This is a genomic window from Verrucomicrobiia bacterium, assembly GCA_035574275.1.
Taxonomy (GTDB): domain Bacteria; phylum Zixibacteria; class MSB-5A5; order DSPP01; family DSPP01; genus DSPP01.
On record DATLYY010000003.1, the window covers coordinates 1 to 24,167 of the forward strand.

Annotated in this window: 27 protein-coding genes and 3 tRNA genes; 3 read left to right on the top strand and 27 right to left on the bottom strand. The window is 56.0% G+C overall.

What is annotated here, in order from left to right:
- Positions 1–548 precede the first annotated feature (548 nt).
- The 19 genes from VNL73_00150 to VNL73_00240 all read right to left on the bottom strand — a co-directional run bounded on the left by VNL73_00150 (position 549) and on the right by VNL73_00240 (position 16,638).
- Positions 549–620 (bottom strand) — tRNA-Thr (locus VNL73_00150).
- Positions 621–863: 243 nt separating this feature from the next.
- Entirely contained in the window at positions 864–1,463 is a 600-nt protein-coding gene (locus VNL73_00155; GenBank protein HXF47823.1) for a GNAT family protein, read from the bottom strand.
- Between the two features lie 12 nt (positions 1,464–1,475).
- Positions 1,476–1,967 (bottom strand): hypothetical protein, encoded by a 492-nt coding sequence (locus VNL73_00160; GenBank protein ID HXF47824.1) that lies wholly within the window; start codon positions 1,965–1,967, stop codon positions 1,476–1,478.
- 33 nt (positions 1,968–2,000) lie between these two features.
- Positions 2,001–3,398, bottom strand: coding sequence for a cysteine--tRNA ligase (cysS, locus tag VNL73_00165; GenBank protein ID HXF47825.1), 1,398 nt, complete (start codon positions 3,396–3,398; stop codon positions 2,001–2,003).
- Entirely contained in the window at positions 3,398–4,474 is a 1,077-nt protein-coding gene (locus VNL73_00170) for a M42 family metallopeptidase (GenBank protein ID HXF47826.1), read from the bottom strand. The genes cysS and VNL73_00170 overlap by 1 nt, the downstream gene beginning before the upstream one ends.
- A 33-nt stretch (positions 4,475–4,507) precedes the next feature.
- Positions 4,508–5,251 carry an HAD family hydrolase gene (locus VNL73_00175; GenBank protein HXF47827.1) on the bottom strand — a complete coding sequence of 248 codons (744 nt, stop codon included), beginning with the start codon at positions 5,249–5,251 and terminating at the stop codon, positions 4,508–4,510.
- Complete coding sequence (locus tag VNL73_00180) at positions 5,241–6,284, bottom strand: D-alanine--D-alanine ligase (GenBank protein ID HXF47828.1); 1,044 nt, start codon at positions 6,282–6,284, stop codon at positions 5,241–5,243. The genes VNL73_00175 and VNL73_00180 overlap by 11 nt, the downstream gene beginning before the upstream one ends.
- Entirely contained in the window at positions 6,268–6,900 is a 633-nt protein-coding gene (locus VNL73_00185; protein ID HXF47829.1) for a DedA family protein, read from the bottom strand. The genes VNL73_00180 and VNL73_00185 overlap by 17 nt, the downstream gene beginning before the upstream one ends.
- Positions 6,900–7,463: a 2-C-methyl-D-erythritol 2,4-cyclodiphosphate synthase gene (gene ispF, locus VNL73_00190; protein HXF47830.1), complete on the bottom strand. Its 564-nt coding sequence runs from the start codon at positions 7,461–7,463 to the stop codon at positions 6,900–6,902. The genes VNL73_00185 and ispF overlap by 1 nt, the downstream gene beginning before the upstream one ends.
- Positions 7,382–8,065, bottom strand: a complete 684-nt coding sequence (gene ispD, locus VNL73_00195; protein HXF47831.1) for a 2-C-methyl-D-erythritol 4-phosphate cytidylyltransferase — start codon at positions 8,063–8,065, stop codon at positions 7,382–7,384. The genes ispF and ispD overlap by 82 nt, the downstream gene beginning before the upstream one ends.
- 124 nt (positions 8,066–8,189) lie before the next feature.
- Positions 8,190–9,317 (bottom strand): tRNA preQ1(34) S-adenosylmethionine ribosyltransferase-isomerase QueA, encoded by a 1,128-nt coding sequence (gene queA / locus VNL73_00200; protein HXF47832.1) that lies wholly within the window; start codon positions 9,315–9,317, stop codon positions 8,190–8,192.
- Positions 9,308–10,807: a hypothetical protein gene (locus VNL73_00205; protein HXF47833.1), complete on the bottom strand. Its 1,500-nt coding sequence runs from the start codon at positions 10,805–10,807 to the stop codon at positions 9,308–9,310. Before VNL73_00205 ends, queA begins: the two co-directional genes overlap by 10 nt.
- A 22-nt stretch (positions 10,808–10,829) precedes the next feature.
- Complete coding sequence (gene ruvB, locus VNL73_00210) at positions 10,830–11,894, bottom strand: Holliday junction branch migration DNA helicase RuvB (GenBank protein HXF47834.1); 1,065 nt, start codon at positions 11,892–11,894, stop codon at positions 10,830–10,832.
- A 292-nt stretch (positions 11,895–12,186) separates the two neighbouring features.
- Positions 12,187–12,783 carry a Holliday junction branch migration protein RuvA gene (gene ruvA, locus VNL73_00215; GenBank protein ID HXF47835.1) on the bottom strand — a complete coding sequence of 199 codons (597 nt, stop codon included), beginning with the start codon at positions 12,781–12,783 and terminating at the stop codon, positions 12,187–12,189.
- On the bottom strand, positions 12,780–13,310 hold the full coding sequence (gene ruvC / locus VNL73_00220) for a crossover junction endodeoxyribonuclease RuvC (protein ID HXF47836.1): 531 nt from the start codon (positions 13,308–13,310) through the stop codon (positions 12,780–12,782). Before ruvC ends, ruvA begins: the two co-directional genes overlap by 4 nt.
- Positions 13,310–14,065: a YebC/PmpR family DNA-binding transcriptional regulator gene (locus tag VNL73_00225; GenBank protein HXF47837.1), complete on the bottom strand. Its 756-nt coding sequence runs from the start codon at positions 14,063–14,065 to the stop codon at positions 13,310–13,312. The genes ruvC and VNL73_00225 overlap by 1 nt, the downstream gene beginning before the upstream one ends.
- A gap of 64 nt (positions 14,066–14,129) precedes the next feature.
- On the bottom strand, positions 14,130–15,596 hold the full coding sequence (gene guaB / locus VNL73_00230) for an IMP dehydrogenase (GenBank protein HXF47838.1): 1,467 nt from the start codon (positions 15,594–15,596) through the stop codon (positions 14,130–14,132).
- A complete protein-coding gene (locus VNL73_00235) occupies positions 15,597–16,394 on the bottom strand; it encodes a C4-type zinc ribbon domain-containing protein (GenBank protein HXF47839.1) in 798 nt (265 codons plus the stop codon). It lies immediately after the preceding gene.
- Between the two features lie 170 nt (positions 16,395–16,564).
- Positions 16,565–16,638: transfer RNA gene (locus VNL73_00240), tRNA-Val, on the bottom strand.
- A 111-nt stretch (positions 16,639–16,749) separates the two neighbouring features.
- On the opposite strand from VNL73_00240, the gene VNL73_00245 reads away from it, so the two are divergent.
- Complete coding sequence (locus tag VNL73_00245; protein HXF47840.1) at positions 16,750–17,013, top strand: hypothetical protein; 264 nt, start codon at positions 16,750–16,752, stop codon at positions 17,011–17,013.
- 31 nt (positions 17,014–17,044) lie between these two features.
- Here VNL73_00245 and VNL73_00250 read toward each other — a convergent pair.
- The 8 genes from VNL73_00250 to VNL73_00285 form a co-directional block, all read right to left on the bottom strand.
- Positions 17,045–17,118: transfer RNA gene (locus VNL73_00250), tRNA-Ile, on the bottom strand.
- Between the two features lie 86 nt (positions 17,119–17,204).
- Positions 17,205–17,951: a pseudouridine synthase gene (locus tag VNL73_00255; protein HXF47841.1), complete on the bottom strand. Its 747-nt coding sequence runs from the start codon at positions 17,949–17,951 to the stop codon at positions 17,205–17,207.
- Positions 17,941–18,528 carry an SMC-Scp complex subunit ScpB gene (gene scpB, locus VNL73_00260; GenBank protein ID HXF47842.1) on the bottom strand — a complete coding sequence of 196 codons (588 nt, stop codon included), beginning with the start codon at positions 18,526–18,528 and terminating at the stop codon, positions 17,941–17,943. The genes VNL73_00255 and scpB overlap by 11 nt, the downstream gene beginning before the upstream one ends.
- Positions 18,509–19,288: a segregation/condensation protein A gene (locus VNL73_00265; GenBank protein ID HXF47843.1), complete on the bottom strand. Its 780-nt coding sequence runs from the start codon at positions 19,286–19,288 to the stop codon at positions 18,509–18,511. The genes scpB and VNL73_00265 overlap by 20 nt, the downstream gene beginning before the upstream one ends.
- Positions 19,281–20,255 (bottom strand): tryptophan--tRNA ligase, encoded by a 975-nt coding sequence (gene trpS, locus VNL73_00270; GenBank protein ID HXF47844.1) that lies wholly within the window; start codon positions 20,253–20,255, stop codon positions 19,281–19,283. The genes VNL73_00265 and trpS overlap by 8 nt, the downstream gene beginning before the upstream one ends.
- Positions 20,255–21,022 (bottom strand): hypothetical protein, encoded by a 768-nt coding sequence (locus VNL73_00275; GenBank protein ID HXF47845.1) that lies wholly within the window; start codon positions 21,020–21,022, stop codon positions 20,255–20,257. Before VNL73_00275 ends, trpS begins: the two co-directional genes overlap by 1 nt.
- A gap of 22 nt (positions 21,023–21,044) precedes the next feature.
- Entirely contained in the window at positions 21,045–21,551 is a 507-nt protein-coding gene (locus VNL73_00280; protein ID HXF47846.1) for an HNH endonuclease, read from the bottom strand.
- A 192-nt stretch (positions 21,552–21,743) separates the two neighbouring features.
- Positions 21,744–22,580 carry a hypothetical protein gene (locus tag VNL73_00285; GenBank protein HXF47847.1) on the bottom strand — a complete coding sequence of 279 codons (837 nt, stop codon included), beginning with the start codon at positions 22,578–22,580 and terminating at the stop codon, positions 21,744–21,746.
- A 91-nt stretch (positions 22,581–22,671) separates the two neighbouring features.
- Between VNL73_00285 and VNL73_00290 the strand changes: the two genes are divergently transcribed.
- Together VNL73_00290 and VNL73_00295 are read left to right on the top strand one after the other, a co-directional pair.
- Positions 22,672–22,974, top strand: a complete 303-nt coding sequence (locus VNL73_00290; protein HXF47848.1) for a LapA family protein — start codon at positions 22,672–22,674, stop codon at positions 22,972–22,974.
- A complete protein-coding gene (locus tag VNL73_00295) occupies positions 22,974–24,167 on the top strand; it encodes a tetratricopeptide repeat protein (GenBank protein HXF47849.1) in 1,194 nt (397 codons plus the stop codon). The genes VNL73_00290 and VNL73_00295 overlap by 1 nt, the downstream gene beginning before the upstream one ends.

Below are 24,167 nucleotides of genomic sequence, written 5' to 3' on the forward strand. Positions count from 1 at the left end.
GGGATTAAGGGGAGGTTGCACTAAGCCGGAATAGAACACCAAAGCGCCGCGTAAACGGCGCAGGGCAGCTGCCTCTTTGAAGGCAGCCAACCCAATAGAGCTGAAGAGGAGGTGGCGCCTCCCCTTCACATGCCGCCCAAATCCCGCGAACCCAAAGCCCTAAGACCCAAGGGCAGCCAAAAGGGTCACAAAGCCCCAAACCCGCCAAAAGCGGGTTGAGGGGAAAAAGGAAAGGCAAAGGGGCGGAGCGTACGCTCCGCCCCTCCCTTCCCTTAAATAATCGTCTTTAAAATGGAGGTGACGAGCGGACGAATCACTAATCTCTGATCTCTAATCTCCGTCTTTCTTGTCCCCTCTCCTTGTAGGAGAGGGTCAGGGAGAGGTTGTCTTTCCTCCCCTCCTTACGAAGGAGGGGATTAAGGGGAGGTTGCATTTTCCCCTGCAAAATCCCCCCGATTTTGCAGCCCGCACCAATCCCCCCGCTACAACTCCGCCCAAAATTCCCAAATTCGCAACTAAATTCCCCCCGTTTTTGCCCCAATAAAAAAAGCTGGCAGAGGGATTCGAACCCCCGACCGGCGGTTTACAAAACCGCTGCTCTACCCCTGAGCTATGCCAGCGCGCTCCTGCGTAAGTTATCGGTTGAAAAGGCGGATGCCAAGCCCGAAATGGGGGTTGTAAGGGGAATTCATGAATTGCCCCTGCACTAACGGCGGCGGGATTTCTTTCTCTTCCGAGCCGCGGCGGCCCGCCGGGCGCGGCCGGGCATTCAAGTGGGGCAGAAGGAAAACCCGCGGTACTTGTGCCCGCGCGAGCAGGTTTTCCAGCCGCCGCTATTGGGTTTGGGCATTCTTTAATACCCCCTATTTTTCCGCATGCCGTGTGAGGCGGAGTTCGAGGTGGCGTCTCACGTCCGGCCATTCGGCCGCGAGGATGCTGTACATTACCGAGTCCCGCACCGTGCCGTCCTTGCGCAGGCCGTGGTGGCGGATGACGCCATCCTTTTTGGCCCCCAGGGCCGCAATGGCTTTCTGCGAAGCGAAGTTGAAATTGTCCGTGCGCAAGCCGACCACCTTGCAGCCCACCGTTTCGAAGGCGTGGGCCAAAAGCAAGAGCTTGCAGGCGGTGTTGACGTGGGTTTTCTGAAAAGATTTGGCGTACCAGGTGTAGCCGATTTCCACCCGATCGAGGGCGGCAACAATGTCGTGATAACGGGTGCTGCCAATGATTTTGTCGGAAGTCAATTCCCGCACCACCCACGGCAGCATATTTCCGGCCTGCTGACTGGCCAAGGCGTCGGCGATGTATTTTTCGGTTTTGGCTGGTTCTGGAATGGCGGTGAACCAGAGCTCCCAGAGTTTGCCGTCGGAGGAGGCGGCAATCAAGGCATCTTTATGTTCGGGAGTCAAGGGCTCCAGCCGGACGCCGTGGCCTTCGAGCGTAATGGGGGTGAGTGCTATCACGTTTTCACTTTGTTACGCTCGCAGCTTATTTTCAATTAAGTCCCAACGATTAAGAAACTCGCTAATATCCCAGCCAATAGATGATTTATAGGGCGGCAAGCGCACCGTTCTAACGGTGCTTTCTTTGTGTGCCTGACCTCGCTTTCCGGGAGATTTCAGCCAATGCTGATGGCCTGCAAGTACGTTTTTCGCCATGACAGAAGCTGGGATTATGTAATACTCGAAATACTTATTCGTGTTTGGCTTCGGAATTCCTCCCAACACCCAAAAGAAATTATCCCCGTAGTCCCTTTCGGCTTTTTTGCCAACACTGCATGTTTTGCTGCCTGGCACAAAGGTCTTCACCTGAATGTGTACAAACCTAGTTCCATCGAGATTACTGCACAATATGTCGGTATTGGGCGTGTTGCCCAATGTTACAACGGCCGAGTAGCCGCGACGGCATAGCTCTCCCGCTACGAAGAACTGGCTTGCATTTCCGCGAGAAGATTTGTCATGTTCCATAGAAATTGCGGCTTAAATAATGTTGGTGAGCTTCTAAAGACGTTTTTTCCACTTCGTCCCTTGCGGGGTGTCTTCGAGGAGGATGCCCATTTTTTCCAGTTCGAGGCGGATTTGGTCGGAGCGGGCGAAGTCCTTGGATTTGCGGGCCTCGTTGCGCTGGGCTATGAGCTTTTCGACTTGGTCGTCGATGGCGGCATCCGGCTCTTTCAAAAAGCCCAGAACGGTATCCAGCTTTTGTAGAAATTCCAGAATTTTTTCTTTGTCCTTGGCGGAAAGGCCGTAGGTGATGATGAGCCGATTGGTTTCGCGGACGAAGTCGAACAAGGCGGCCAAAGCCCCGGAGATATTCAGGTCGTCGTCCATCTGCTGTTCGAAGGTCTCGCGGGCCTTGTGGATGGCGTGGCCGACCTCCACCCCCTCCGGCGCTTCCTTGGAGTTTTTGACGTTCCGCTGGAAATCGTAGAGCCGCTCCAAGGCATTGCGGGCGGCGGTCATCCCCTCGAAGGTGAAATTCAGCGGAAGGCGGTAATGGACGGAAATCAAGGCGTAGCGGATGGCGGGCGGCGCGAACCCTTTGGCAAGCAAATCCCGCAGGGTGTAAAAATTCCCGAGCGACTTGGACATCTTTTTCCCCTCGACCAAAAGATGTTCCGAATGCAACCAATACTTGACCACCGGATGCCCGGCGAAGGCGTCTGACTGGGCCCGCTCGTTTTCGTGGTGGGGAAAGATGTTGTCCACCCCGCCGGTGTGAATGTCGAAGCGATCCCCCAAAAGCTTCATGCTCATCGCGCTGCACTCGATATGCCAGCCGGGGCGGCCTTTTCCCAAGGGGGTTTCCCAGAAAACGTCGCCGTCGTTTTCATCCCAGGCCTTCCAGAGGGCGAAATCCCCCACCTCTTCCTTCTCGTAGCTGTCCGCCGCCACCCGGGCGCCGGCCTTCAGCTCGTCCGGCTTGAAATGGGGCAGGGTGCCGTAGCCGGGAAAGGCGGAGATTTTGTAGTAGATGGAGCCGCCCGATTCGTAAGCGTATCCCTCCTTCATCAATTTCTGGATGATTTCCACCATCTCGTTAATGTAGGCCGTGGCGGCGGGATAATGCTCGGCCGACTCGACATTCAAGGTTTTCAAGTCCTCGAAAAACGCCTTCGCATACCGGGCCGTGTATTCGGAAAGTGGAATTCCCTCTTTTCTGGACGCGGTTATGGTGCGGTCGTCCACATCGGTCAGGTTCATCACCTGAACGACGTTGAAACCTTTGTACTTCAAGTAGCGGCGGAGCAAATCCTCGAACAAAAAGGTGCGGAAGTTGCCGATGTGGGCGAAATCGTAGATGGTCGGGCCGCAGGTGTAGAGCTTGACCTTGCCCGGCTCGATGGGGACAAACGCCTCCTTCTTGCGGGAGAAGGTGTTTAGAAAAACCAGCCCCATTACTTGTTGTTGTGCAGGCCTGCGACCGTTTTGGCGTCCAGTTTTTTCACCAAAGCCACCATCAGCTTGAGAACGGCGTCGTAATCATCCCGCAGCATCATCGCCTGATGAGTGTGGATGTAGCGGGTGGGAACGCCCAAGGCAATGGTCGGCACGCCGGAGTGGGAGACATGTATTTTGGCACCGTCCGTGGTCCCTTTTTCCATCGCCGCGAGGTGGTATTTGATTTTTTCCTTCTCGCAGGTCTCGATGGTCAAATCCAAAAGCTTTTTGGAAGGGATCATCCCGCCGTCGTAGGCCAGAATGGTGACGCCGCCCCCCATCCGCTCCGATTTGTCCGGTTCCATGCCGGGGGTGTCCTGGGCGATGCCGACGTCCAGAATCAAGGCGACATCCGGCTGGATGGTGTTGGCGGCCGTGCCGGCGCCCCGGCAGCCGACTTCTTCCTGAACGGAACCGACGCCGTACAACGTGTTGGGATGCGGAATTTTTGTGAAACGCTGGAGCACTTCCACGACCCCCGCGCAGCCGAAGCGGTTGTCGAGGGCCTTTGCCAGATACATTCTCTTGTTGGATAGAACGGTGAAGGCGCTGTCCGGCACGATTGGGTCGCCGGGGGTGATCCCCAATTTTTTGAAACCGTCCCCCCCTTTCACCACACCGACATCGATGAACATATCTTTTATTTCCATGACTTTTTTGCGCTCTTCATCCGGCAAAATGTGAGGCGGCTTGGCGCCGGTGACGCCCAGCACCGGCCCTTTTTTGGTATAGATTTTCATCCGCTGGGACAAGGCGACATGCCCCCACCAGCCGCCGAGCGGGAGGAAACGGATGTAGCCGTCCTTGGTCACTTCCTTGACCATGAAGCCGACCTCATCCATGTGGCCGGCAATCATCACCTTGGGGGTCTCCTTGGCGCCCGGCTTTTTGGCAATCAAGCTGCCGAGCCGGTCGTAGGAAATTTCGGCCATCGGCTTCAGGTAGCGTTCCATTACTTTCGCCACTTCCTCTTCCTGACCCGGAACGCCCGGCGCCTCGGTCAAATCCTTCAAAAGCGTTTCGGAAAAATCCACAACTCCTCCTCAAGTCCGTCCAAGCGGACGGGTTTAAATATGCCTTTCCACGACCGGCAAAAGCTCCCTCAAACTTTTGACCGTCGCCATGGGTTTCGCTCCCAACGAATAGTCCCGTTTGGGATGGTGTTTCAAAACGGCGCGGATGCCCAATTGCTGGGGGCCCAAAACGTCTTCCCGCATCCGGTCGCCGACAAATATAACCTCTTCCGGGCCGAGCGAAAGGGCCTTTAAAGCCCGATGGAAAATTTCCGGGTGGGGTTTGCGATGTCCGACTTCGGAAGAAAACAGGGTGGTCTGGAAAAAGGGGGCCAAACGAAAACTTCGCAGATCTTCGAGGTGATATTCGGCCGGGAAAATGGAATTGGAGACCACCGCCAGCGCGAGGTTTTTTCCCCGCAGCCATTCCAAAACCCCTACGGCATCATCATACTCGGTAATCTGGCTGCGAATCGGCTGGTAGAAAACCCGGCCGAGCGCTTCCATATTCAGTCCGTTGCGTTCAAAACCGGCGCGGGAAAGCCCCAACTCAAGCAAATGAGTGAGCGGCCTTTCTTCGAGCGTCTGGTCGGTCGTTTTCCAGTATTCCGCCAGAACCGAGCGAAAGCTTTTATCAAAGGAGGCAAACTCCGGCAAGGGGTGGCCGGATTTTTGGAGGAAATCATAGGCGGCGGCAATGGATTGCCCGTCCAAGACCTCCCAGGAGTGGTTCTCGAATTCCAGGAGCGTGGAGCCCATATCGAAAAGGACTCCCTTGATTTTGCCGTTAGCCGCCACGTTTCCGCTCAATGGCCAAATCGATGATTTTTTGCACCAGGTTTTCAAAGGAAAGTCCCGAGGCGCCCGCCGCCTTGGGAACCAAACTTAAATTGGTCATTCCCGGCAGCGTGTTGACTTCGAGGCAGTAGAAAACGCCGTCTTTCCCCATCCGAAAATCGGTGCGGGCAAACCCCTCGCAGCCGAGAATTTGAAACGCCTTCAGCCCAAATTCCTGCACTTTCTTCGTCTCGGCTTCCGTAAGCTTGGCCGGGCAGATGTATTCAGTCATTCCGGCGGTGTATTTGCAGGTGTAGTCGTAAATTTCATGCTTGGGAATAATCTCAACCACCGGCAAAGGCGTCTGCCCCAGAACGCCGACCGTCAGCTCCCGCCCGGCGATGAACTCCTCCGCCATCACCTGATTGGAATACTCGAAAGCGGCTTCGATGGCCCCTTCCAACTCATCCGGTTTGTGGACGATGGTCAATCCGACTGTCGAGCCGCCGTCGTTCGGCTTGACCACGAAAGGATAGCCGAAGCGTTTCAACTTCGACTTTTGTTCCGGCGAAAGTTTCGGCTCCTTGAGGGTGAAAAGCTCCCAGTCCGGCGTGGGAATCCCTTCGGCTTTGAATAGCTTTTTGGAGGCGTGCTTGTTCATCGCCAAAGCGGAGGCCAAAACGCCGGAGCCCGTGTAGGGCTTTTCCGCCAAATCCAAAAGGGCCTGAATCGTGCCGTCCTCCCCCCTTCCGCCGTGCAGGATGTTGAAAATCACATCCACGGCGGAGAAATCGAACTTTTCCACCGTGCGGATGGCCCCTTTTTGGCGGATCACCGCGAGTGATTTGGAATCCGGCGGCAGTTCGTGGACGCCATCGGCCAGAAATTTTCCATCGGGGCCGAGCAAGCTCTTCCCCGTGGCCGGGTCTATGGCCAACAGGGAATGTCCAAGATGGCCGACCGCCTCCGCCACGGCCCGTCCGGAGGCCAAAGAGACCTCCCGCTCCGGCGAATCCCCGCCGGCTAAAAGCAAAACCCTAAGTTTTTTTGGCACTACGTTTTCTCCTCCAGAACCGCAAAGCCCACAATATAAGCGCCACCGCGAGGGCGGCCAAGACCAGCCGGTTGTACAGCCCGAACCAGTGATACAACCCCTCCCAATTGTTTTCGACCAGACGGGCCAAAGAGATTAGAATGCCGTTCCAGATTAAAACCGAAAGCAGACCGAATATCAGAATCTTTTTCCAGGAGACGCCGGCGATGCCGGCGGCCAAAGCCACACCGGAACGGATGCCGGCCAGAAAACGGCCAAAGATGATTACCGCGACTCCCCAGCGGGCGAACCAGTTTTCGAAACGGACGAACTGCTCGTGGGAGAGCCAGCTCCCCTCTTTTTTAATCAAAAGCTTCCTCCCCTTGGCGCGCCCCAGCCAAAAGAGAATCAAAAGCCCCGCCCAGCTTCCGGCGGTGGTGGAAAGAAACACCAAGGGCCAGTTTAACCGGCCGGAGGAGGCCAGATAGCCGCCGGCGAAGATGACCGCGTCGCCGGGATAGGGAGGAAAAATATTTTCAACGATGGCCGAAACGAAAAGAAACGTGTAAATCCAGAAAGCGCCGTGGGCGGTGGCCCAGTCGAAGAAGGAATTGACCTGTCCCCAGACGGGGTCCATCAATACTGGCCGAGGGCGACCGCCATGGCGGCGATTCCCTCGCGACGGCCCAAAGCTCCCAGGGTTTCCGGCGTAGTGGCCTTGACCGAGACCCGTTCCGGCGGGAGCCGCAGGGCGGCGGCGATTTGGGCCTTCATCCGCATTCTATACGGTGCGATTTTCGGCTCCTGGGCGATAATCGTGGAGTCGATGTGCATGATTTTCCCTTTCTTCTTTTCCACCGCAATCCGCACCCAGTCCAGAAGCAGAAGTGAGGAGATGTTTTTCCATTTCGGCTGGGAGGGGGGAAAATGCTCGCCGATGTCGCCAAGGCCGAAGGCGCCCAAGCAGGCGTCCGCCACGGCGTGGCAAAGCACATCGGCGTCCGAATGGCCGTAGAGCCCGCCGACGCTGGAAGGAATTTCCACGCCGCCCAAAACGAGACGGCGGCCTTTCACCAGCCGGTGAACATCGTATCCCAGTCCCACCACCCAGCGGAGCTTCAGCGCCTTGGCAGAAGAAGACGAGCCAACTGAAGATCGGCGGGGCTTGTTATTTTTTGATTTTTTCCGTCGCTCGGGCATATCACAACCCTCCTTCCCAAGGCCTCTACTAAAGCAGAATCGTCCGAAAAAGTAAAGCCCTTTTTTTGCGCCTCGCGGTGCGCTTCCATCAGAACTTCTTTTTTGAATCCCTGCGGGGTTTCGGCCAGAAAGATAGCTCGGCGGTCGAGCGTTTCGGCGATATGGTCGGAGGCAACCAGCTTGACCGTATCGGTGGCGGGACTTGCGAGTATCACGGCGTCCTCCGTTTTAAGCATGTCGATAAGTTCCGCAACTATTTTGGGATTGACGAACGGCCGGACGCCATCATGGACAACGACGTGCGTGACGGAATCGGACAACCGTTGGAGGGCGTTAAAGACGGACTCCTGACGGGTTTTGCCGCCAGGGACGAATTCTGCCTTGCAAAATTTCTTCAGCGTGGGGGCCAACCATTTAGCTGCCATCTTTTCTTTCCCGGGCGGGACGGCGATAACAATTTCAGCGAGGCTTTTAACCTTGGCAAATTTTTCAAGGGAATAGGCCAGAAGCGGTTTGCCGTGAATTTTGACGAATTGTTTGGGGATGTTTCCGCCGGCCCGTTTCCCTTCGCCGGCGGCGACGAGGATTAAACCGACGGTCATACCTCACCCTCCGCCCCTCTCCTTCGCAAGGAGAGGGAGGAAAAACGTAGGGGCGAACCTTTAGGTTCGCCCGGGTGAACCTGAAGGTTCACCTCTACAAAAAAACGCGACTTCAATCCGTCCATCAATAAATCAACATCGCGTCGCCGTAGGAGAAAAAGCGGTAACGCCGGGCGATGGCTTCGTTATATGCGGATAGAATCTGGTCTTTGCCGACGAAAGCGGCGACCAGAAGAATCAAGGTTGAGCGGGGCCAGTGGAAATTGGTGATGAGACCATCGACGACTTGGAAATCGAAGGGAGGATGGATGAAAAGGTCGGAGTCACCGGAGAAGGGATGTAACCTCTCCCCTGACCCCTCCCCGACGCGGGGAGGGGAAAAACGGGCGGCGGTTTCGAGGGCTTTGACGACGGTTGTGCCAACGGCCCAGATTTTTCTACCGATTTTTTTGGCGGCGTTGATTTTGGAAGAGGTTTCCTCGCCTATTTCAAAATATTCGGCGTGCATTTTGTGCTGGGTAATGTCATCACCGCGAATCGGCTCAAAGGTGCCGGGGCCGACCAGCAGTGAAAGATAGACGATTTCCACACCCTTGGATTTGATTTTGTCCAAAAGTTCCGGCGTGAAATGCAGGCCGGCGGTCGGAGCGGCGGAAGCGCCGGGGGTTTTCGCAAAGACCGTTTGGTAATCCTCGTCATCCTCTTTTTCTGCCGGGCGTTCGAGATAGGGTGGGATTGGAACGGTGCCGTATTTTTCGAAGATGTCCGTTTCGGAGACAATCTGAACTTCCGCCTTTCCCTCTCCCTTATTCAAAATCTTGAACCCCTCTCCCTTGCCATTCAGGGTCAAAAATTCCCCCTCCTTAATGCGGGCGGAATGGGAGATGATGGCCTCCCAAACGTTTTGGGTATTTGTAGGGGCAACCCTCTGTGGTTGCCCTTCCCCGCCCGGGCAGGCACGGAGGCCTGCCCCTACAATTTCCTGCGCGGGGCGGGTGAGCAATACCTCCACCTTGCCGCCGGTGGGGCGGGTGGCGAAAAAGCGGGATTTGTTCACCTTGGCGTCGTTTAGAACCAAAATGTCGCCGGGTTGGAGGTATTCGAGAAGGTCGGAAAATTGTCGGTGCGCCACCTGTCCGGTCTTTTTCTCTAAAGCCAAAAGCCGACACCCATCCCGGTTTTTCAAGGGGTGCTTGGCGATGAGCTCGGCCGGAACGGAAAAGTCGAAGTCGGAGAGGTGCACTACTGACATGGAAATGGATTACCTGCAAAGACCTTAAGTAGCTCAAGCACAACGTCTGATGCAGTCAGGTCGCCACTGCAGTTTACGTCGGCATATTCCAGCGAACAGAATCCTTCCGCTAAAAATACGCAGTTAAGTTCTAACGCCACATCCAAAATTGTAACGTTTCCATCCAGATTCAAATCGCCTAACAGGGCCGTTGGAACACTGCGAAACACCCCTCCACCTGCCGTGCCGGCGAAGATGTGGCCGTCCGCACTGATGGCCAAAGAGTAGACATCTAAATTTGTCAAGCCACTGTTGATCGAACTCCAGTTGGCTCCGTTGTCGATGGAGCGAAAAACGCCGCCGAGATCTGTCCCGGCAAAGACATGCCCGCTGGCATTGATGGCCAGAGACGCGACAAGCAGAAAAGGAGCCGTCAAGCCGGTGTTGACGGGCGTCCAGCTCTCGCCGTTGTCGGTGGAGCGAAAAACGCCGCCGCCATCAGTCCCGGCAAAGATGTGTCCGCTCGAATTGACGGCCAGAGAAAGGACGTAAGGATTGGTTAAGCCGGTATTGATTGGCGTCCAGTTGTCGCCGTTATCGGTGGAGCGATAAACGCCGCCGCCCGTCCCGGCAAAGAGGTGCCCGCTGGCATTGATGGCCAGAGACCCGACATAGGTATTCGTCAAACCGGTGTTGCCGGGTGTCCAGCTCTCGCCGTTGTCGGTGGAGCGATAAACGCCGCCGCCCGTCCCGGCAAAGATATGCCCGCTGGCATTGATGGCCAGAGACCCGACAGCCGTCAAGCCGGTGTTTGTCCAGCTCTCGCCGTTGTCGGTGGAGCGAAAAACGCCGCCGCCATTAGTCCCGGCAAAGAGGTGCCCGCTGGCATTGATGGCCAGAGACCTGACATAGGTATTCGTCAAGCCGGTGTTGCCGGGTGTCCAGCTCTCGCCGTTGTCAGTGGAGCGAAAAACGCCGTTGCCTTCAGTCCCGGCAAAGAGGTGCCCGCTGGCATTGATGGCCAGAGACCCAACATAGGTTTTCGTCAAGCCGGCGTTGACGGGTGTCCAGCTCTCGCCGTTGTCGATGGAGCGAAAAACGCCGCCACCGGTCCCGGCAAATATATGGTCGCTTGAATTGATAGCCAGAGATAGGACATAAAGATTTGTAAGGCCGGTGCTGGCTATCGTCCAAGTAGCACCGTTATCAATGGATCGAAAAATACCCCCACCCCCTGTCCCGGCAAAGAGGTGCTCGCTCGAATTCAATGCTAAAGACAAAACACCAAGATTTGTCAAACCAGTGTTGACAGGTGTCCAGTTGGCTCCGTTATCCGTCGAACGAAATACACCGCGGCCTCCAGTTCCAGCAAAAATATGGTCGCTTGAATTAATAGCGAGAACCAAATCGGTTCCGCCAAAGGGTCCGTTGATATTTTGCCAAAAATCTTGTGCAGCCCCCCTGTTAAGCGTCAGCAAAACGAAACTTAAAGCTTTAACTGCTTTTGTCATTCAGCCTCCCTTGTTACACGATTTAAAACAACTCCTTCTGCGACAGTTCCGGGGCTTCGAGGCCCAGGTGTTTGTAGGCGTTGGAGGTGGCCATACGGCCGCGGGGGGTGCGGTCTAAAAAGCCCTCTTGAATCAAAAAGGGCTCGTAGATTTCCTCGATGGTGTCCTCCTCCTCGCCGACCGCCACGGCCAAGGCCGAGATGCCGACCGGGCCCCCTTTGAATTTGCCGATGACCACCTCCATAATTTTTTTGTCCATTTCATCCAGGCCGCGTTCATCCACGTCCAGGCGTTGGAGGGCGTGGAGGGCCAAATCATGGTCAATTGGGAGGGTCGCACCGCCGGTCTTGTCCGATTTGCCCGCCCCTACGTCTGCGAAATCTCGTACTCGCCGCAAAAGGCGATTGACGATGCGGGGGGTGCCGCGGGAGCGGCGGGCGATTTCTTCCGCCCCTTCGGCGGTCAGCTCGATTTTCAAAATGCGGGCGGAGCGCTCCAGAATTTGAATCAGGTCTTCGCTCGTGTAATAATCCAGCCGGCCGACCACGCCGAAGCGGGCACGGAGGGGCGAGGTCAAAAGCCCGGCGCGGGTGGTGGCGCCGATTAAGGTAAAGCGCTTGAGCGGGAGCTTGACGGAGCGGGCGGCGGGGCCTTTGTCGATGACGATGTCCAGCGAATAATCCTCCATCGCGGAGTAGAGATATTCCTCCACCACGTGGTTTAGGCGGTGGATTTCGTCGATGAAGAGAACGTCTTTCTCGTTCAAGTTGGTCAAAATGCCGGCCAAATCGGCGGCCCGTTCCATAACCGGGCCGGAGGTGCTTTTAAAGCCGACCCCCAGTTCGGCGGCGACGATGCGCGCCAGAGTCGTTTTGCCCAGACCCGGCGGGCCGTAGAAAAGACAGTGGTCGAGCGCCTCGCCCCTTTTTTGGGCGGCGGCGATGAAGACCTTCAAATTTTCGATGGTTTTTCCCTGCCCCACGAAATCGGCAAAGCGGGCCGGGCGCAGCGATTCGTCAAAATCCCGCTCGCCGGGGAGAATGGCAGGGGTGGTGAAGCGGGTATGTTCGGTCTTAAGGTCGGTCATCGTGGTGGGTTAATATAATATTTTCAAAGGCATCGCCTATTTCGAAAAGGTAATCATACCGAAAAGTAAAAATAGAAAAACGCCGATTGAGAACACGCCAATAACTCGTAGAGTCACAATATAGCTACGTGTCTTAATAAAGTTTAAGATGTATTTTGCCCAGCCTTGAGCAGACCATTTTAAAGCAAAAGCCTGTATTTTATAAGGCAACGACACGCATATTACTCCAACAATCAAAAATATTAGTACCATCAAGTTATACTCAAAATCGCTCAAGTTCATATTCATAATTTCACTGCGCGACGCGCAAGGCCTGGCGTATCAGTTCCTCCACGTTTTTGGGGTGACCGTTGGTGGACAACGCTTTTTCGATGGCCCGCTTGGCCTCCAAGCGGCCGAAGCCGAGGGTAACCAAAGCCAAGGCCGCTTCCTCTTCAAATGTGCTTTCGACCCGAACCGCACCGGCAGGAACGGTGGTGATTTTCATTTTCTCCAGTTTGTCCTTCAATTCCACAATCAAACGGGAGGCGGTTTTTGGGCCGATGCCGGGAACGCGGGTCAAAAGCTCGGTTTTTCCCTTGCGAATCCAATCGGCGATTTCGGCGACCGTGGCGCCGGAAAGCAGAGTCAAAGCCATCTTCGGCCCGACGCCGGAGACGGAAATCAAATGGGTGAAAAGCTCCCGTTCTTCCGCAGTGCAAAAGCCGAAAAGCTGCTGGGCGTCTTCGCGGACGTGGTGATAGGTCAGCAGTTTGACCGATTCGCCGACGGCAGGGAGCTGTTTGAAGCTGGAGACCGGAATTTCGCAAAGGTAGCCGACGCCGGAGACATCCAGGATGACGGAAGTCGGTGTTTTTTCGGCAATGCGGCCGGAGAGGTGGGCAATCATGATTCTGTCGAATCGGCGGACACAAGGCCCGCCCCTACAATTTTTGAACGGAAATGATAGGTTAAAGCGACGGCCAGAGCATCGCAGGCGTCGGGAGAATCGGGAGGGTTTTTCAAATTCAAAAGCTGGCCTATCATATACTGGACTTGCGTTTTATCCGCCGCGCCGTTGCCGGTGACCGCCTGCTTGACCTCGCGGGCGGAGAACTCGTAAATGGGCAGACCGAGATTGGCGGCGGCCAGAATCGCCGCGCCGCGCGCCTGCCCGATGGTCAGGGCGACCGAAACACTTTTGCCGTAGAACGCCTTCTCGACAACCAAAGCCCGGGGGGTATGTTTTTGAATCAACCCCAAAACCAAATCATAAATTTCCCGTAGCCGTTCGGGGGTTTTCTTTTTGGGGGAGGTTCTTAAGGTTCCGCAATCAATCAAAAAGGGCGCATCGCGATGCGCCCCTACAAACCGAACAAGGCCGTATCCGGTGGCTCCAATGCCTGGATCAATCCCTAAAACGTCTGCGCCGTCCATTATCCGCTGGCTGAAATTCGCTCCATCACCGCTTCGTCGATGTCGAAATTGGAATAAACCTTCTGCACGTCGTCATGCTCTTCCAGGGCCTCCATCAGCTTGAGCATATGCTCCGCCTCCTTCCCCTCCAGCCGGACGGTGGTGGAAGGGGTCATTGTGATTTCGGCCTGGGTGTACGGAATTTTGTTTTTCTCCAGCGCCTGCCGCACCGCCTCGAAGGAATGAAACGGGGTGTAGATTTCATAAACGTCGCCGGAGGTCTGCAAATCGGAGGCGCCGGCATCCAGAACAACGCCGAGCAGGTCATCTTCGCCAATTTTGTTTTTTTCCACCGTGAAGTATCCCTGTTTGGAAAAAATCCAGGCGACCGAGCCGGAGGCCCCCAAATTGCCGCTGTTGCGGTCGAAGATGTGGCGGATTTCCGAAACCACCCGGTTTTTGTTGTCGGTGACCACTTCCACCAAGACGGCCGCGCCGCCCGGGCCGTACCCCTCGTACGTCACTTCTTCCACCACCTGCCCCGGAAGCTCGCCGGTGCCCTTCATAATGGCGCGCTTGATGTTCTCCGCCGGCATGGAGGCTTCTTTGGCGGCGGCAATCGCCGTGCGAAGGCGTGGATTGGAATCCGGATTCCCCCCGCCGTGGCGGGCCGCGACGGTGATTTCGCGGATTAAACGGGTGAAAATTTTACCGCGCTCGGCGTCAATCTTCCCCTTTTTCCGCTTGATGGTGGACCATTTGCTGTGGCCTGACATAGCACCAGAAATTAACGAAAAAGAAGAACTTTAAGCAACTGGTTTTAGAAAAAGGGGACGGACGTTAGGCCGAAGGGGAGCGGTAGTTGGGGGCTTCCTTGGTGATGGTAACGTTGTGGGGGTGGCTTTCTTTCAAGCCGGCGTTGGTGATGCGAATCATCTGGGCCTTGGTGCGCAGTTCGGCAATCGTTTTTGCCCCGCAAATCCCCATCCCGGAGCGCAGCCCGCCGACCAGTTGATAGACCGACTCGGAGAGCGAGCCCTTGTACGGCACCCGCCCCTCCACCCCCTCCGGCACGAACTTGCTCATTTCCTCCTCGTGTTCCTGGAAATAGCGCTCCTTGCCGCCCGCTTTCATCGCCTCCAGCGAACCCATTCCGCGGTACACCTTGAAGCTGCGCCCCTCGAAAAGGACCGTTTCGCCGGGGGACTCTTCTGTTCCGGCAAAGAGGGACCCAACCATCACGGCCCAGGCGCCGGCGGCAATCGCTTTGGTGACGTCGCCGGAGAATTTGATGCCGCCGTCCGCCACGATGGGAACCCCCTTGGCGTCGGCCGCTTCGGCGGCATCCATAATCGCCGTGACCTGCGGAACGCCTGCACCGGTGACCACCCGGGTGGTGCAGATAGAACCTGGGCCGATGCCGACTTTGATGATATCGGCACCGGCGGCGATCAAATCCCGCGCCCCTTCGCGGGTGGCCACGTTGCCGGCCATCACGGGAACTTTGAAGTTTTTCTTCAGTACGGCGCAGGCATCCAAAACCCCTTTGGAGTGGCCGTGGGAGGAATCCAGAACGAGAATATCGACGCCCGCTTTAACCAATGCAGACGAACGTTCCAACAGATCCTTGCCGACGCCGACCGCCGCACCGACCCTAAGCCGCCCCTGTTTGTCCTTGCAGGAGTTGGGATGCTGGATGTTTTTCATGATATCCTTGACGGTAATCATCCCCTTCAGCATTCGGCGCTTGTCCACGATGGGAAGTTTTTCTATTCGGTGCTTCTGCAAAATCTCCTTGGCGGCATCCAAGCTGGTTCCTTCCGGCACGGTGATGAGGTTCTTCTTGGTCATAACGGAAGAAATTTTCTGCGAAAAATCCTTCAGGAAGCGCAAATCCCGGTTGGTCAAAATGCCGACCAGCTTTCCCTTTTCCGTTACGGGAATGCCGGAGATGGAATAGCGGCGCATCACTTCGAGGGCGTGGGCCACGGGACGGTTGGGGGAAAGGGTTATGGGCGCGACAATCATCCCCGCCTCCGAGCGTTTCACCTTGTCCACTTCGTCCGCCTGCGCTTCGATTGGCAAGTTTTTGTGGATAACGCCGATGCCTCCTTCCCGCGCCAACGCAATCGCCAGCCGGGAGTCCGTCACGGTGTCCATCGCCGCCGAGAAGACGGGGATGTTCAGCCGGATTTCCGGCGTGAGCTGGACGGCGACATTGCAGTCCCTGGGGAGAACCTCCGAGCGGGCCGGGAGGATTAAAACGTCGTCAAATGTAAGCGCTTCTTTTTCGACTCTCTTCGCCAATCAATCCTCCGGCGACCAGATGAGGATGCGCCCGCAGTTCTGGCAGGTGATTATTTGGTCGTCCCGCTTGAGCTCCTGAATACGCTGCGGGGGGAGGGATTTGTAGCAGCCGCTGCAGGCCGGGCGGCTTGAAGTCACCCGCACCACGGCATGTCCGCCGCGCCCCTTGCGCACCCGCTCGTAGATGGAAAGGGTCTGCCGGTCCAGCCGGGAGGCCTTTTCCTTTCGTTCGTCCATCTTCGCCCGCACTTTGATGCTGATGGCCTCGAGTTCCTTTCGCAAACCCTCGAGTTCCGCGGCGGAATGCTTTTTGACCGTCTCCAGCTTCTCTTTGGCCGCCTCGATTTCCTTTTTCAAATCCTCCGTCTCGGACATCAACACAAGCGTTTTTTCCTCGCTCTGGGAGACCGCGGCCTTGCGGACGTCGATTTCCTTGACCAGCGCGTCGTATTCCTTGTTGGTTTTGATATCCTTCATCCGTTTCTGCAGATTGGCCAGCTCGCTTTGAAACTTCGAGACGTCCAGCTCCAGCCGCTTGATTTCGAGCGTCTTGGCGGTCAGCGATTCCTGCTTGGCTTTCAGGTCGGCTTCAATGACGCCGATCTCCCTTTCTTTCTGGGAAATCATTTCCGGCAGGTAGGTTTTGGAATGTTCCAGCTCCAGGAGAACGAAATCCACCTCTTGCAGTTCGAGCAGGTGCACGGCATCCTTGTTCAAGCGGGGCGCTCCTTTTCGGCCGGAGCCGCCGACGGGATGGGGTTTGACTGAAAGCTCTTCCGGTGCGATTGTTTCCGACATGACACCTTTCCTTCCTTAAAAAAAAGCACCTCCGGGGGTTTCCCAGAGGTGCCGGTCTTTGCCCAACCCGAGTTTTTTCGGGAGATGGGCCCAAACTTTTTCGTTTCTATACTCACCTGCATTTGAAAGAACCAACGCTCCTTCGCCTTTGTTCCGACCAATCTTTCATATGGGCAATGCAGGACTCGAACCTGCGACCTTTCGGATGTGAACCGAACGCTCTAACCAACTGAGCTAATCGCCCAGAAGTCCCGAATTGGGGACTTTGTTGAATGTAGATTTTTTCGGCGGACCTGTCAAGTTCGGCTAATCGAAACCCGGCTTTCTGCCGATTCATACAAGGAGAGGGGTACTTTTGAGCGACGGGCAGAAAACACAGGCGGACAAAAAGCCGGCTTTAAGCACGACCGTGCCCGATTTGGGGAAGGTGCAGGAGGATTTGCACGCCGCGGCGGTCTTTTTGGATTCGGCGGCCGCCACCCTGGAGTCGCTCCCCGCCAACCACAGCCGGGCCATCTGGAAAAGCGTCATCCGGGCCGTGCAGGAGGATATTGAGCGGTATTCGGCCAAGCTTACGGGGCTGATTGCAAAACCCCTTCCCAAAGCCGATAAGTGGTAAGATTTTCCCAATCTCCAATCACTAATCTCTGTGGGCCCAGCAGGATTCGAACCTGCGACCCGCTGATTATGAGTCAGCTGCTCTAACCGGCTGAGCTATGGGCCCATGGGGGTAAATATGCTCAAGTTACCTCTACTTGCAAGGGGTCGACCCCTCTCTTGCCCCTCCCCTTACGGGGAGGGAAAAACTCTTTACGGCCCGTTTGATTTGGAATCTCCCGCGATAAGCCCAACTTTTTTCTTCAAGGTTTTGATTTCTTTAGGGTTCAAATAGCGGAAGTCCCCCAAGCGAAGGCCGGAGGCGGAGATGCCGGCAAAGGAAATCCTTTTCAAGTGGATGACCTTGTAGCCGAGGGCTTCGAAAATCCGCTTTACCTCCCGTTTGCGTCCTTCTTTCAGAATTAACTGGACGACCGATTTGGCGGTCGAAGTGGAAACGATTTCTGCCTTGCCGACCGCCGGTTCTCCGGTGCCGATATCCACCCCCGCTTCGATTTTGGCGGCAATTTCCGGCTTTACCTGCCCTTCGACCGTGGCGATGTACACCTTTTCCACACCGTATTTCGGGTGCGCCAGCCGGTAGCTCAAATCCCCGTCGTTGGTCAGAAGCAAAACCCCCTCGGTGTCCTTGTCCAGCCGCCCGATGGGGAAGACCCGCTCCCGGCAGGAGCGGAGCAAATCCAAAACGGTCTGGCGGCCGAAGTCATCCTTCAGCGTGACTAGGTACCCTTTTGGTTTGTTCAGAACAATGTAGAGAGATTCGGAGGGGACGGAAACCGGTTTGCCGTCGACGGTGACCTTGTCTTTGGTTTCGTCAATCACCAGCCCCAGTTTGGTGACTGCTTCGCCGTTAACCGCCACGCGGCCGGCAGTAATCAGTTCATCCGCCAGCCGGCGGGAGGCGACCCCCGCGGCGGAAAGGAACTTGTTAAGGCGCACCGGCCGGCTGCGCCGCCCCCCCGGGTGGACTTGTGACCTCTTCCCCCGCGGGGGGGGCAACCTCCTCCGGCTTGGGGAGCTCGGAGAGGTCGTTGAGGCCGAAATAGGACAGAAATTCCGGCGTGGTGCCGAAAAGCAAAGGGCGACCCAACCCCTCTTCCCGGCCGACAATGGCGACCAATTTTCGTTCCAAAAGCGTGGATAAAACGCCGCTCGATTCCACGCCGCGCAGTTTCTCGATGACCGGTTTGGAGACCGGCTGGCGGTAAGCGACGATGGAGAGGGTTTCCAAAGCCGCGCGGGAAAGGCGCTGGGTGCGGGTTTTGGAAACCAAAGCGGAAACAAAGGGGGCAAATTCCGGAAGGGTGCAAAGTTGAAAACCGCCGGCGACCTGGCGGATTTTGAAGGCGCGGCCACCTTCGGCATATTGCCGGTTCAGTTCGCCCACCCCTTTTTCCACTTCCCCCGTATTAGCAAACTCCGCGCAAAACTCCAAAACATCGGCGGCGGGCAGCGGTTCTTCCGCCGCAAACAAAAGGGCCTCCAGAATGGACAGTTTATTCGACGGCAGCTTCATCTCCCTCCTCTAAGGACGCCTTATTCAGTTGGCTTCCGGCCCGCACCAAAAGCGCTCCGAAGGGGCTCGGCTGAAGTATATAAATTTCCTGTCGTTTTGCCAACTCCAGCACCGCCAGAAAGGTCACCACCATCACCAGCCGCACGGGCAAATCGACAAATAGCTCCTCGAACTCCACTTCCTGTTTTTGGGCCAGAAGCCGCCGGATGATTTTGGCGCGCTCCTCCAGACTGATTTGGGTGTAATCAATTTCATAGGTCGAGGGCGCCTCCGCCGGCAGACGCCCCAAAATGTTCTGGAAGGCGGCGACCAAATCAAACAAATTGACGCTTCTTTCGAGGATGACCTCATCGCGCCTTTCCACGAAGGAAAAATCCTGCCGGGTGGCCAGCTTTCGTTCCTCCTCTTCCCTTTTACCCAAAAATTCAGCCGAGCGTTTGTATTTCTGGTATTCCAAAAGCGCTTCGACCAGCTCGGTTCTCGGGTCAACCGCCTCCCCTTCAATTTCCGGCCGGGGAAGGAGCATCTGGGCCTTTAAGCGGATGAGGGAAGCGGCCATCAAAATGAACTCGCCGGCGATTTCGAGGTTCAATTCCTCCATAAATTGGAGGTGCTCCAGATACTGGTGGGTGATTTTGGCGATGGGGATGTCGTAAATATCCAGCTCGTTTTTTTCCACCAGATACAAAAGCAGATCGAGCGGCCCTTCGAAAACCGGCAGTTTTACGGACAAGTGTGACGATTCCGGCGCATCAGCCAAGGTGCATCCCCTTTCTGACTTTTTTCATCGTTTCGGCCGCACGAGCCCGAGCCCGCTCAGCGCCGGAGACAAGCATCTTTTCCACGGGAGCATAGTTCTTCTCCAGTTCGCGACGTTTTTCACGAATCGGTGCCAAAGCCGCATTTAAATTTTTCGCCAAGTTCGCCTTGCAATCAACACAGCCAAGCTCCCCGCTCCGGCAGGGGGGCGCAACCACGTTCTCCGCGTCCGGGGTGTAAATCAAATGGAGTTGATACACGGGACAAATCTCCGGCCGGCCGGGGTCGCCGCGCCGGATTTTTTTGGGGTCGGTGAGCATTTTGGAAACTTTCTTGGCGGTCTCCTCCGGCGTTTCTGAAAGCGTAATGTCGTTGCCGTACGACTTGGACATCTTCCGGCCGTCCGTGCCGGGAATCACGGGAAACTTGGTTAAAAGCTCCTGCGGTTCGGGAAAAACTTCGCCGTAAAGAGTGTTGAAGCGGCGGCCGACCTCCCGCGTCAATTCGATATGGGGAAGCTGGTCCTTGCCGACCGGCACAAAGTCGGCCCGGTAGATTAAAATGTCTGCCGCCTGCAGAAGCGGGTAGCCCAGAAAACCGTAGGAATCCAGCTTCATCTCCTCGCTTTTTTCCTTGTAACTCGGCACCCGCTCCAGCCACGGCGTCGGGATTATCATCGAAAAGAGCAGGAAAAGCTCGGCATGTTCTTTGACCTGCGACTGGACGAAGACCGCCGCTTTTTCGGGATTCACCCCCGCCGCCAGAAAATCGATCGCCATCTGGCGGATCCGCTCGGGCAGTTCGGCGGTTTGGTCGTAATCGGAAGTCAAAGCGTGCCAGTCCACAATCATGTAGTACGCCTCGTACTGCTCCTGCAAATGCACCCAGTTTTTTAAGGCCCCTTCGTAATTGCCCAAATGCAGGCGGCCGGTCGGCTGCATTCCCGAAAGCACCACTTTTTTCGCCACTAACTCCCTTTCCTTTCGCGGGAGAGATATTTTTCCAGCGAGCGGCTGCGGACGGCCTGAATCAATCCCTCCACCTGGTTTCGCAAGGCCGCCGAAATCAGCGAATCCCGCGGCACCGGCGTTTTTTTGACCAGGTTGAAAACCGAATCCGGCGCGGCGAAGTTCAAATCCATCTTCACCGCCGTCAAATGGACGTTCGAGGCGGGGACGTCGATTTGCAACAAAATTCCATTCCAAAAGGTCATCTGCGCCCCGTTGTGGAGCGGATAGCGGAGCGCCTTGCGCCCCAGAACGGTGACCGGCGTGGGGCGGACTTCGGCGTCGATGGCTCGCGAAACAAGGTAGGCGCGAATTTTTTCCTTGAAACTTTCGAAATATTTTTTGTCGGCGGCGGAAAGGGCCGCAAGTTTTTGCTTCAACATCCAGCGGCGGTTGTCGATGCTTTTCCCCGTACCGGCGGCAAGGTCGAAGGAATAAACGCCGTCCGGCAGGTGAATTTCCACCCAGTGGACGCGCCCGGACGCCGAATCCCTTTTCCCCGCGGCGTACTGGTCCAGAATCGCCACGGCCGTGTCGCCGGAGATGTAAACCCGTACGGTCCCTTCCAGCATCCCCTTGCTTTCGTAGTCGATGGCCAAACTTTTGTGCGGGCGGATGTCGTAAAAACCGGCCAGCGGGGAAACCTGGCCGAAAGCCGCCGTAGCGGTTGCCAAAACAAGCAATCCGAGTGCAACCAAAAACGAGCGGACTTTTCGCTCTTTTTTCAAAGGACCGGGCCGGCTCAAGCGTTCAGTCCAGAAAGAGGTATTGGCGCCAGCGGGTATCGGAAATGCCGACGAACTGTTGGATGAAGGTGATCTGGTTGGGGCGGCGGGGGCGGCGCATAAGCGTAAAGCCGGCCTGCTCCGGGGTTTTGTCCCCCTTCAAGTTGTTGCAGCGGGTGCAGGCGCAGACCAGATTTTCCCAGCTGTCGGCGCCGCCGTAAATTTTCGGGACGACGTGGTCCACGGTCATCTCCCCGTGGTTTTGTCCGCAGTACTGGCAGGTGTGGCCGTCCCGCTTGATGACGTTTTTGCGGGTGAGTAGTATCCTTTTCTGCGGGACTTTGATGTAAAGCCCCAGCCGGACGATGGAGGGAATCGGAAAGGCGCGGGAGACCGAGCGGACGGTGAGCCCGTCGGCGGTCTCCACGATTTCGGCTTTGCCCATAAAGACCAGCACCACCGCCCGCCTTACCGAGCAGACCGAAAGCGGCTCGTAGTTCTGGTTGAGCACCAATACATTCCCCGTCAGCATAGATTCGCGCACCGTTCAGTGTATTAAATTTATCGGCAGAGGGGCGTTTGTCAAATATCGGAGGGAGGAAATACCCCCCGATTTGACATTTCAGACATCATTGAGACGATGGGATACTTCACTTCACTTCGCTTCCCTTCCCTTTGCTCGGGGTAACCGCTCAAAATGCCAAGGCGAAGAAATGAGGTTAGGCTACCCCGTCGGAGCGTAGGAGATTTCCGTTTCCACTTTCGGCTTGAAGGCGGGAAGAAGATAGGCGATCGCGAAAACGGAGAAGTAGGACTGCATCAGAACAAGGATTACGAAATAGGTGCCGGAAAAAAGGCGCGGCATGCCGGGTCGGTTGAAAACCAGGGCTCCCAAAAGGTTCAAGAAGAAGAAGAGCATAAAAGCCACCCAATACAATTTGAAAACCGGACGGGAAAAAAAGATCTTGAAGCCGGCCCCCAAAGAGCTCCAAAGCCCTTTGTCCGTCAAAACAAGGGCAAGCATTGCGGCGACGATAATCAAGATGAAAGCTTCGGCCAACAGGGTGCTGAAAAACTCGCCAAAGAACAGTCCAAGGCCGGTATCCGACGGCGGCTGGGAAAGCTGTTCCTCCAAGGCGGAAATATCCCCGCTGCCAATGCTGGTAGCCAAAAAGCCAAAAACCATCACCACCACAACCAAAAACAAAAGAACGGCCAAAAGAAACAGAAGCAAAAGATTGAAAAGCAGAAGCCGCCCGTAGCTTTTAACCGCCCAGGTTTTAAACAGGCCCCAGTCGGTCGCCCCGCCAGAAAAATGGGCCAGTTCGCCGATTACTCCGCCGTAAGCAAAAGGCCAGACGAAAAGAGCCAAAAGCGCATACAGAAGAAAATAGCCGAAGAATTTCAGCACCAGACCGGGCGTTGCCGTAGCGGGGTCCTGAAACTGCCCGGCGGAAAGCATGATGCCGACCACCGGCAGACCCAAAAAGAAAAACAAAAGCGGATAGACCAACCGGCGGTTGGTCAAATCGAAGGCCTCGGCGGCCCGCTGGGCAAACATCGGCAAGCGGAAGTTACGCGCTTCCCTTGGGCTGTCAAGAACGGAAATAAGGGTTTGACAAAAACTTCCTTCAGCCGTAAAATTGACCCATATGTGGGCGATGCGCGTTTTGCTTTTGCTGGTGGTCATCGTTGTAATCGTCGGGTTTTCGATTTACAATTCAGCCCAGCGGGTCGCCGTGCATCTGATTATCGCCTCGTACGAAAACGTCCCGATGATTGTGGTCACCTATTGGGCTTTCGTTCTGGGCATGCTGGTTTCCTTTTTGTTGGGCATCGCCTATTACCTGCGCATCACCAACCAGATGCGGGAGCATGAAAAGGACAACAAGCGGATGGCCGCGGAGCTGACCGCTTTGCGCAACCGGCCGATTGACACGCCGGAGGAAGTGTGATGGAAATCGATCTTTCCATTTGGCACTTGATCGTTCTCGGCCTTCTGGCCTTGGGCACGGCCTACCTTTTGATCTGGTACTGGAAAAAACTGGGGAAGCGCCGGGAGATGCTCACCCCCACGCTCTACCTGGATGCGTTGAAAAATCTCCTTTCCGGCGAGGAAAGCCTGGCCTATCAGAAGCTGAAAATGGTGGTGGCCTCCGATTCCGGCAACGTGGACGCTTACCTGCGGCTGGGGGACATTCTGCGGCATAGGCGCCAGCTGGAGCGGGCGATCCAAATCCACCGCGATTTGCTCTTGCGCCCCAATTTGACGGAAAACGAGAGGGGGCTCGTTTTGAAAAGTTTGGCCGCCGATTATCTCGACGCCCGGGATTGGGATTCCGCCGTAAAGACGCTCGAGGAATTGTCCGGGCTTTCGGGGTACGACGCCTGGTCGGCGGAAAAGCTGGCCTCCGCCTACGAACGAAAGAAAAACTGGGAAGAGGCCAAGAAGGCCTACGCCAAGTACCTGAAGCTGAAAAACGAAAAGAATATCTCGTATCTCGCCAAATTTCACCTCCTGGCCGGGCGGGACTTTGCGGAGAAAAAAGAATATCACAAGGCCCGGCTGGAGTACAAGGAGGCCTTGAACTTCGACGAAAAACTGGACATTCCCTACCTCTACATCGCCGACAGCTACCAGATTGAACGGCGAATCGAGGACGCCATCGAGTTCTGGAAAAAGTTTCTGGCCGTCTCGCCGCAATTGGGTTTTTTGGTTTACCCCAAACTGGAACGGGCCTACTTTGAACTGGGAAAGTTCGGCGACATCACCGAGGTGTACAGCGAGGTCTTGCAGAAAGACGCCAAAAACAGCTATGCGCTCTTGGGGCTGGCACGGATTCTGGAAAAACGGGGGCGCGCCAACCAGGCCATGGAGCAGTATTCCTCCATTTTGGAGAACGACCCGGGATTTGCCCCCGCCCGGCAGGCCCTCGCCCGGCTGCTTTTGGAGCAGAAACGTCCCTCGGAGGCCCTGCGGGAGACCGAGTTTCTACTGGAGCATCTCGCCGTGATGCGGGAGGAATTTTACTGCGCCCGCTGCGGCCAGACCAGTTCGGACTATTTCTTTTTGTGCGGCAACTGCGACGCCTACCGTTCCGCCCGGCTGGAAACGGCCGTCAAACAAAACCCGGCGCCACCCGATTAG